Source organism: Actinophytocola sp., from assembly GCF_036402745.1.
Classification (GTDB): Bacteria; Actinomycetota; Actinomycetes; order Mycobacteriales; family Pseudonocardiaceae; genus Actinophytocola.
Window position 1 is genome coordinate 26,674 of record NZ_DASWSJ010000271.1, and the last position, 7,540, is coordinate 34,213.

General features: G+C 73.5%; 8 protein-coding genes. 5 read left to right on the forward strand and 3 right to left on the reverse strand.

Annotated features, from left to right (window positions below; translation table 11 throughout):
• Window positions 1-33: 33 nt before the first annotated feature.
• Window positions 34-1,095: a TetR/AcrR family transcriptional regulator gene (locus tag VGD70_RS25810; RefSeq protein WP_331085719.1), complete on the forward strand. Its 1,062-nt coding sequence runs from the start codon at window positions 34-36 to the stop codon at window positions 1,093-1,095.
• Window positions 1,096-1,188: 93 nt separating this feature from the next.
• Here the strand turns inward: VGD70_RS25810 and VGD70_RS25815 are convergent, their stop codons facing one another.
• On the reverse strand, window positions 1,189-1,848 hold the full coding sequence (locus VGD70_RS25815; RefSeq protein ID WP_331085703.1) for an anti-sigma factor antagonist: 660 nt from the start codon (window positions 1,846-1,848) through the stop codon (window positions 1,189-1,191).
• A gap of 217 nt (window positions 1,849-2,065) precedes the next feature.
• Here VGD70_RS25815 and VGD70_RS25820 point away from each other — a divergent pair, with 217 nt between their 5' ends.
• Entirely contained in the window at window positions 2,066-2,809 is a 744-nt protein-coding gene (locus VGD70_RS25820; protein ID WP_331085705.1) for a GAF and ANTAR domain-containing protein, read from the forward strand.
• Here VGD70_RS25820 and VGD70_RS25825 read toward each other — a convergent pair.
• Complete coding sequence (locus VGD70_RS25825; RefSeq protein ID WP_331085707.1) at window positions 2,806-3,738, reverse strand: hypothetical protein; 933 nt, start codon at window positions 3,736-3,738, stop codon at window positions 2,806-2,808. The two genes, VGD70_RS25820 and VGD70_RS25825, sit on opposite strands and share 4 nt — an antisense overlap.
• A gap of 319 nt (window positions 3,739-4,057) precedes the next feature.
• On the opposite strand from VGD70_RS25825, the gene VGD70_RS25830 reads away from it, so the two are divergent.
• Both VGD70_RS25830 and VGD70_RS25835 read left to right on the forward strand, forming a co-directional pair.
• The gene (locus tag VGD70_RS25830) at window positions 4,058-4,747 is read left to right on the forward strand and encodes a TetR/AcrR family transcriptional regulator (RefSeq protein ID WP_331085709.1); all 690 of its coding nucleotides are present in this window, start codon (window positions 4,058-4,060) and stop codon (window positions 4,745-4,747) included.
• Window positions 4,744-5,829, forward strand: a complete 1,086-nt coding sequence (locus tag VGD70_RS25835) for an ionic transporter y4hA (protein WP_331085711.1) — start codon at window positions 4,744-4,746, stop codon at window positions 5,827-5,829. Before VGD70_RS25830 ends, VGD70_RS25835 begins: the two co-directional genes overlap by 4 nt.
• On the opposite strand, the gene VGD70_RS25840 is transcribed toward VGD70_RS25835, so the two are convergent.
• Window positions 5,819-6,385, reverse strand: coding sequence for a TetR family transcriptional regulator (locus VGD70_RS25840; protein ID WP_331085713.1), 567 nt, complete (start codon window positions 6,383-6,385; stop codon window positions 5,819-5,821). The genes VGD70_RS25835 and VGD70_RS25840 overlap by 11 nt on opposite strands.
• A 103-nt stretch (window positions 6,386-6,488) precedes the next feature.
• Here VGD70_RS25840 and VGD70_RS25845 point away from each other — a divergent pair, with 103 nt between their 5' ends.
• Window positions 6,489-7,355 carry an oxidoreductase gene (locus VGD70_RS25845; protein ID WP_331085715.1) on the forward strand — a complete coding sequence of 289 codons (867 nt, stop codon included), beginning with the start codon at window positions 6,489-6,491 and terminating at the stop codon, window positions 7,353-7,355.
• The last annotated feature ends 185 nt before the right edge of the window (window positions 7,356-7,540 follow it).

The window sequence follows — 7,540 nt, forward strand, 5'->3', positions numbered from 1 at the left end:
CGCGGGACCCGGCCACGCAACCGGCGCCGGCTGATCGTCGCCGCGGCCGCGGACCTGTTCGTACGCAAGGGATACGCGCAGGTCGGCATGAGCGACATCGCGGCGGCGGTGTCGATCGGGCCGTCCGCGCTGTACCGGCATTTCCGCGGCAAGCGGGAGCTGCTGTACGAGGTGGTGCTGGACAGCTTCGCCGCGGTTCGCGCGGCGCTGCCGGACGGCTATCCCGCGCTGGCCGCCGCGGTGCTCGAGCACCGGGGGCTCGGCGTGCTGTGGCAGCGCGAGTCGCGGCATCTCGAGCCGCCGGCGCGGGCGGCGCTGCGTGCCGAGGTGGTCGACATGCAGCGGTCGGTCGTGGCCCGCCTGCGGCCGGCGTCCGACCTGCTCGGCTGGGCGGTCCTGGGCGCGATCATGAGCGTGTCGTTCCAGCGCATCCGCCTGCCCGCGCCGGAGTACGCCGCGCTGCTGGCCTCGATCGCCGACGACATCGCCGCCACCGTGCTGCCGCCGCTGCACGCCCGCCCGCCCGCCGCGCCGGCGCCCGCCGCGCTGCCGACCCGCGACGCCCTGCTGGCCGCGGCGGTCCGGCTGTTCGCCTCGCGCGGCTACCACGGCACGGGCATCGAGGAGATCGGCGCGGCGGCGGGCATCGCGGGCCCGAGCGTCTACCACCACTTCGACAGCAAGCTCGACATCCTCCTCGCCGCGATGAACCACGGCGCGGGGGAGCTGCACGCCGCCGTGGCCGCGACGGTGACAACCGTCCCCGCCCCGGGGGCCGCGCTGCGCGCCCTGCTCGGATCCTATGTGGACTACTCGTTCGCCAACGGCGACACGGTCGACGTGCTGATCACGGAGATCGACCACCTGCCCGACGCCCAGCGGACCCCGCTGTACCGCGAGCAGCGCGCCTACGTGGCGCAGTGGCAGCGGCTGATGCTGGCCCTGCATCCGGGGATGCCGCCGGGCCACGCGCGGGTCCGGGTCCAGGCGGCGCTGACGGTCACGAACGACGTGGCCCGCACGCCCCATCTGCGCATCCTCGCCGGAATAGAGGACGCGGTGTGCGCGATCGGCGCCTCGATCCTGCGTATCTAGCCGGACCCGCATCCGCGGCGCCGGCCGACCCCTCGTCCGCGGTTGTCCACCGGCGGCGGCCAGGCCCGGCTCGACGGCTTGCTGGTCGACGGCTTACTGGTCGGCAAGGCGGAGGTGGCCCAGGTCCTCGACGGTCGGGGCCGCCAGCAGGGCGCCGGTCGCCAGGTGGTTCTGCAGCACGCGCAGGTCCTCGGCCATGTCGGCCAGGGTCTCGCGGGGTTTCCAGTGGCCGCCGCGGCCGTCGACCAGGTTCGCCGGGTCCAGGCCGGACACCTGCTCGGCCAGCCGGCCCCACGCGGCGGCCAGCTCGGTGGTCTGCTCGACCGCGTGGTCCAGCGCCGCGCGCAGGTCGGCGAGGCGACCGCCCGGCGCGTACGTGGGCGCCACCACCAGCTCGAGGCCGCCGAGCGCCACGGTCAGCTCGGCGTGCACGTCCAGTGCCTCCCACTGGCCGGTGACGTCGATGACCCGCAGCACGGTCGGGTCGGCGGTCACCACGCGCAACCGCGCGCCGCGGTCGGCCAGCGCGGACTTCGTCTCGAGCAGCGCGGACAGGCCCGAGCAGGCGAGGAACGTCGTCGTGGACAGGTCGCACACCAGCAGGCGGGTGCCCGGGTCCGCGACGGCGGCGGCCAGCGCGGCCGCGAGCGCGTCGCGGTTGGCCAGGTCGATCTCGCCGTCGGCGGAGACCACGACCACGCCGGACGCGGGCACGTAGGTGCGGAGCGCGAGGCGGGTGTCGGGGGACGCCAACCGGTGGCGTCTCGGCCGGGACCTCGGGCGAGGGACGGGCAACGCTTCAGCCATTCGGGCCTCCGTAGGACATCGAGGCACACGGCTGACTGCGTAACCGTGAGGTCGCGATCACTTTAGTCTTCGTTGCGAGTGGCCGGAAGACAAGGGTCGGCCTGGTCGGGAAATCACCGTGACCGTGGTTGTGCCGACGCGAGCCGGGACGCACACTCGCGGGATGGCCGATGACATCCTCACGATCGCGCGCGAGCTGACCGAGGTCACCCGGCTCGTCGAGGCCGACGACTTCGGCAGCACGCTGGAGCGGTTCGTCGGCCGGATCGTGCGGACCATCCCCGGCTGCGACGCGGCCGTCATCACGGTCCGCTCGGCCGACGAGGTGGAGACCGTGGCCGGCGGCGCCGACCTGGACTTCGACCCGCTCGCCCCGGGCCCGATCATGGAGGCGGTGACGTTCGCCGAGCCGCGCCGGCTCGACGACGTGCGTGCCGACCAGCGCTGGCCCGCGTTCGGCGCGCACCTCATCAACGGCGGGTTCCACGGCTGCCTGGCGCTACCGCTGGCCACCCACGGCGAGGAGACCGCGGTGCTGACCCTGCTCTCCCGCAAGCCCGGCCAGTTCGACGACATCGCCTACGACGTGGTGCTGCTGCTCACCCTCAACGCCGGCGTGACGTTCGACAACGCGTCGCTCTACCACGACAGTCACCAGCTGGTGGGGCAGCTGCGGACGGCCCTGCGCACCCGCTCGCTCGTCGGCCGCGCGCAGGGCCTGCTGATGCGCCACTTCGACTACGACTCCGAGCACGCGTTCGAGACCCTGAAGCACGCGTCCCAGCACAGCAACACCAAGCTGCGCGACCTGGCCGCCCTCGTGGTCGACGCGCACGAGGGCGGCACCTTCGACTCGGCGATCGAGAAGCTCGCCCTGCAGGCCGCCGGCGAGCCGACCGCACCCTAGGCGGCCTTGCGCTCCTCGCCGGCCAGCCGGGACTCGATCGCCGTGGCCGCCCGGGTCGGGGCGCCGGCCGCGCGGACCAGCGAGCGCACCCGGCGGGCCGCCGCCCGGGCCGGCTCGTCCACCGCCGCGCGGTCCACCGTGCGGCGCAGGGTGGCCGCGTCGAGGCCGGACAGCCGCACCACCACGCCGAGGCCGAGCGCCTCCACCCGGGTGGCGTGCCGGTGCTGGACGGGGGTCCGCGGCGCCACGACCAGCGGCGTCGCGTGGCGCAGGGCTGCCGCGATGCCGGGCAGGTCGCCGTCGGTGAGGACCACGTCGGCGTGGTCCAGCACGGCGAAGCGGGCCGGCAGCGCGGTGAAGTTGGCCGGTAGGTCGTCCGGCGGGATGGCCGCCGCCAGCAGCAGCACCTGCCAGTCCTGCCCGGCGAAGGCGGCCGACAGCAGCTCGAGCGGCACCTCGTCCAGCGCCACCACCAGCACCTGCCGCGGGTCCTCGGACGCCCAGCCGCCGTGCACGCGACCGCGGCCGGCCGGGTGCACGTACAGGTAGTCCGCACCGAAGGACCGCTCGGCCGGCCAGTCGACGGTCTCGCCGGTGGCCAGGTTCGTGTGCGCGACGACGACCGGCACGCCCCACTCCTGGCCCAGCTCGACGGCCGCGTCGTAGGTCCGCGGGTCGCAGACGATGAGGTCGACCGGGTCGGTGCGCACCCGCGCCGCGAACGCCGGCAGCCGGGCCAGCGTCGCGGTGTCGCGCCCGTAGCGCAGCAGGAGCACGCCCGACTCGGCGTCCTCCTCGGCGAACGGGTCGCTGGTCGCGAACGTCACCAGGTGCCCTCGGCGGCCGAGTTCCTCGGCCACCGCGAGCGTCAGGTACAGGTGGTTCTCGTCGGGACGGCTGAGGAACAGCACGTGCCGGGTAGATCCCATGTCGGCCTCCGTGGACGGGTCACGGGTGGTACTGAAGAACGTATGTCCGGCCGCTCTCGACCGGATCGAGTCCGGGTCGAAGACCCTGGTGGTCGAGTCGCGGATGCGGTAATGCCTCACGCGTCCCACACCGGCGCGGCCGCGGACTCCGCGACATGGTGCGGGAAATGCGGAGGCTGCCCGGCTTCGACACGCTCCAGTCGACGCCCTGGTACCCGGGCAAGACCTTCGACGGCCAGGTCAGGCTGGGCTGAGCAGAACCTCGGCCCGCTTCTGGAACGTCGGTCCAGAGGTCGAGCGGCACCCTAGTGTTGGAACCATGAGCGAGTCACGTGCCGGCGGACGGGGTGGGCGCACCGCGGGGGAGGTGTGGCTCCGCGAGCCCCGCAGCTACCGCGCGCAGCCGCCGCTCACCAGGGACCGGATCGTCGCCGAGGCCATCGCGTTGCTCGACGGGGAGGGCGCCGGCCGGCTCACCATGCGGCATCTCGCCGAGCGGCTCGGGGCCGGGCCCACCACGCTCTACTGGCATGTGCGGACCAAGGACGACGTGCTCGACCTCGCCCTCGACGCGATCGTCGGCGAGGTCGAGCTGCCCACCGCGGGGGACTGGGTCGCCGACGTGACCGCGCTGATCGGCGGCTGGTACGCGGCGATGCTGCGCCACCCCTGGGCACCGGGCCTGCTCGGCCGGCCCATGCTCGGGCCCAACGTCCTGACCCGCACCGAGTTCCTCCAGGCGACGCTCGCCCGCGGCGGGTTCGCCGGGGTCGAGCTCGCCGCCGCCACGCACGGGCTCGCCAACTACGTCCTCGGCTCGGCCGTCGCGCGGGTGGCCGGCGGGCCCGCGGGCGGTGCCGAGTTGACCGCCGACCAGCACGTCCGCGCGCATGCCGGCGAGTACCCGACGCTCGCCGCCACCGGGCACCTCGGGCCACAGGACTGGGCCGACCTCTTCCGGCGCGGGCTGGACAGTCTCATTGCCGGACTGACGGCGGGCAGGACATGAGACGGCTGCTGGACCGGACCGTTCTCGTGCCGGTGCTCGCGATCGTCGCGCTCGCGCTCACCTGGGGGCGAGACCTCGGCCCCGTCCTCATCGCGGTCGTCGCGGTGCTGCTCGCCGGGGCGGTGCTCGCGGCCGTGCATCACGCGGAGGTCGTCGCGCACCGGGTGGGGGAGCCGTTCGGCTCGCTGGTGCTGGCCGTCGCGGTCACCGTCATCGAGGTGGCGCTCATCGTCACGCTCATGGTGTCCGGCGGGCCGGAGACGTCCTCGCTCGCCCGGGACACCGTGTTCGCCGCGGTGATGATCACCACCACCGGGATCGTCGGGCTGTCGCTGCTGGTGGGCGCGCGGCGCTACGGCGTGACGCTGTTCAACGCCGAGGGCAGCGGCGCCGCGCTCGCCACCGTCACCACGCTCGCCACGCTGAGCCTCGTGCTGCCGACGTTCACCACGAGCCAGCCCGGCCCGGAGTTCTCCCCGGGCCAGCTGACCTTCGCCGCCCTCGCGTCGCTGGCGGTCTACGGGATGTTCGTGCTCACCCAGACCGTGCGGCACCGGGACTTCTTCCTGCCGGTCAGCCAGGGCGGCACGCTGACCGAGGGCGAGGAGCACGCGGACCCGCCCACCACCCGCGCCGCGCTCACCAGCCTCGGTCTGCTGATGGTCGCGCTGGTCGCGGTCGTCGGCCTGGCCAAGATCGAGTCACCGGCCATCGAGGACGGGGTGGCGGCGGCCGGTTTCCCGCCGTCGTTCGTCGGCGTGGTGATCGCGCTGCTCGTGCTGCTGCCGGAGACGCTCGCCGCGGTGCGTGCGGCCCGCCGCGGCCGGATCCAAATCAGCCTCAACCTGGCCTACGGCTCGGCGATGGCGAGCATCGGTCTCACAATCCCCACCATCGCGCTCGCGTCGGTGTGGCTGGACGGCCCGCTGCTGCTCGGCCTCGGCGCGACCCAGATGGTGCTGCTCGCGCTGACCGTGGTGGTGAGCGTGCTGACGGTCGTGCCCGGCCGGGCGACCCGGCTGCAGGGCGGCGTGCACCTGGTGCTGCTGGCCGCTTTCGTGTTCCTGGCGATCAGTCCCTGACCAGTGCGGACACCGCGTCGACGACCACCTGGCGGCGGTGTGCGCGGGTGTGTTCGGCGGTGAGGTCGCCGACCTCCGGGGTGACCGAGTGCCACAGCGAGGCGAGGTGCACGACCAGCGCCAGCAGGTCGACAGGCGCGAAGTGGTCCGGGATGAGCCCGTCGGCCTGCGCCTTCGCGACCGCGGCCACCTTGTCCGTGGTGCTCGCGACGACGAGGTCGACGGTGGCCTTGCCGCCGGCGCGCTCGAGCTGGTACCAGTTCGCGAGGCGGGCGGAGACCGGGTCGTCGGCGAAGCGGTCGAACAGCCGGCCCGCATAGCCGGGCAGGTCGGTGGCGTCGATCGGCGCGTCGCGCAGGATGGCCTCGGCGAGCTCGCGCAGGACGGCGTCGAACAGGCCGTCCTTGCTGGTGAAGTAGTGGTAGATCTGCGCCTTGTTGCTGCGCGCGGCCGCCGCGATGCGGTCGACCCGCGCGCCCGCGATGCCGTGCTCGGCGAACTCCCTGGCCGCGGCGTCGAGCAGCCGCCGCCGCGTCGCCTCGGCGTCTCCTGCCATGTGATCCACCATACCTGACTAACTGTCTAGTTGACAGCGGCGGCCGGTGGTGGTTCTCTGTCGGTAGGAGCTAACCAACCAGTCAGTTAGAGGATGAGGAACCATGTCGAAGGTCTTTCTGGTCACCGGAAGCTCGCGGGGGCTCGGCCGCGAGATCGCGGAGAAGGTGCTGGCGGCGGGCCACGAGCTGGTCGCCACCGCGCGCAAGCCCGAGCAGCTCGCCGACCTGGTCGACCGCTACGGCACGCACGTGCGCCCGGTCGAGCTGGACGTCACCGACCCGGTCGCCGCGCGGGCCGCGGTGGCGGCGGCGGTCGAGGCGTTCGGCCGGCTCGATGTCGTGGTGAACAACGCCGGCTACGCCAACGTCGCCTCCGTCGAGGACATGACCGGCGAGGACTTCCGCCAGCAGCTCGACACGAACCTGCTCGGCGTGGTGAACATGACCAAGGCGGCGCTGCCGGTGCTGCGCGAGCAGGGCGCCGGCCACATCATCCAGGTCTCGTCGGTCGGCGGGCGGATCACGACACCGGGGGTGTCGGCGTACCAGGCCGCGAAGTTCGCGGTCGGCGGCTTCTCCGAGGTGCTCGCGCAGGAGGTCGCGCCGCTGGGGATCAAGGTGACCGTGCTCGAGCCGGGCGGCATGCGCACCGACTGGGCTGGCGCGTCGATGACGGTCCACCCGATCAGCGAGCCCTACGAGCCGACCGTCGGCCGGTCGGTCGAGATGCTCACGGACTTCAAGCAGCGGGCGGCCGGCGACCCGGCGAAGGTCGCGGACGTGCTGCTGCGGGTCGTGGATCTCGACGAGCCACCGGTGCGCCTGCTGCTCGGCACCGACGCGTCCAGCTACGCCGCGCAGACCGAGGCCGCCCGCGCCGCGTCGGACGCGAAGTGGCGCTACCTGACCGTGTCCACCGACCACGACGAGGCGACCACGGCCGACCTGGACCCAACGTCCCGCGCGTGAGCGGGAGCGCCGGAGCGTTCGCCGTCTGGACTGACGAGCGCGCGCAGGCGCGTCAGCGCCGAGCACGGGAGGAGGGAAGACGGCGAGTAGCGGAGGAGCGAAGCGAACCATTCAACACAGTGGGCGGGAGCGACGGAGCGTTCGCCGTCTGGACGTAGGAGAAGCGCAGGCGCGCCAGCGCCGAG

What these genes read in the sequence shown, in the direction of transcription:
- VGD70_RS25825 (WP_331085707.1), bottom strand. Translation starts at nt 3,738, where the DNA reads ATGGGATCTACCCGGCACGTGCTGTTCCTCAGCCGTCCCGACGAGAAC.
- VGD70_RS25830 (WP_331085709.1), top strand. Translation starts at nt 4,058, where the DNA reads ATGAGCGAGTCACGTGCCGGCGGACGGGGTGGGCGCACCGCGGGGGAG.
- VGD70_RS25845 (WP_331085715.1), top strand. Translation starts at nt 6,489, where the DNA reads ATGTCGAAGGTCTTTCTGGTCACCGGAAGCTCGCGGGGGCTCGGCCGC.
- VGD70_RS25835 (WP_331085711.1), top strand. Translation starts at nt 4,744, where the DNA reads ATGAGACGGCTGCTGGACCGGACCGTTCTCGTGCCGGTGCTCGCGATC.
- VGD70_RS25820 (WP_331085705.1), top strand. Translation starts at nt 2,066, where the DNA reads ATGGCCGATGACATCCTCACGATCGCGCGCGAGCTGACCGAGGTCACC.
- VGD70_RS25840 (WP_331085713.1), bottom strand. Translation starts at nt 6,385, where the DNA reads ATGGCAGGAGACGCCGAGGCGACGCGGCGGCGGCTGCTCGACGCCGCG.